This is a genomic window from Segatella copri, from assembly GCF_019127135.1.
GTDB lineage: Bacteria > Bacteroidota > Bacteroidia > Bacteroidales > Bacteroidaceae > Prevotella.
In genome coordinates this window covers 1-479 of the sequence record NZ_JAHOEA010000189.1, presented here as the reverse complement: position 1 = coordinate 479, position 479 = coordinate 1, and the positions used below count along the sequence as shown (strand labels likewise).

Here is a 479-nt window from a genome sequence, read left to right as displayed (position 1 = left end):
AGAAGTGAGCAGCGAACTGAGAGGGCAGCGGAGCAAACTGAAACTCCGGCTGCAATGCAATTATGATGTGAGCGAGAAGAAGGCTGAGCAGTTGAGCGGCTATCTCAGGTTAGATATGATTGGCGACCTGGAGGACTTCTTCCAGCGAAAGGATTATTACATAGCCAACTGCAGGCGTTCGAACAAGAAGATGAACACGGGTGGCTATATGACCACAGCCATGGTAGGTTTCTTTAAGGATCATGGTGTAGAAGGACTGTAAAAAATATAAAGCTTATGAATTATCCCCAACGTATGTACAGCAAGACCGAACTGGGTCTGCTCTACTTTCCCGACACAACCGACGGGGCAACAGCGCGCCGTCATATCATGGTATGGATTAAGCGTTGTGTGCCCCTCTGGGCCGAACTGCAACGTTTAGGCTACCAGGAGCGTAGCCAGTATTTCCCTCCCCGCCAGGTATCCACCATCTTCGAATA

Annotated in this window: 2 protein-coding genes; both read left to right on the top strand. The window is 49.7% G+C overall.

Annotation, left to right across the window (positions count from 1 at the left end):
* Nucleotides 1-262 (top strand): hypothetical protein (locus KSW37_RS15805; protein ID WP_217743541.1); only part of this gene is annotated, 262 nt, incomplete at its 5' end.
* 14 nt (nucleotides 263-276) lie between these two features.
* The coding region (locus tag KSW37_RS15800; RefSeq protein WP_217743540.1) for a DUF4248 domain-containing protein at nucleotides 277-479 on the top strand (203 nt) is incomplete at its 3' end.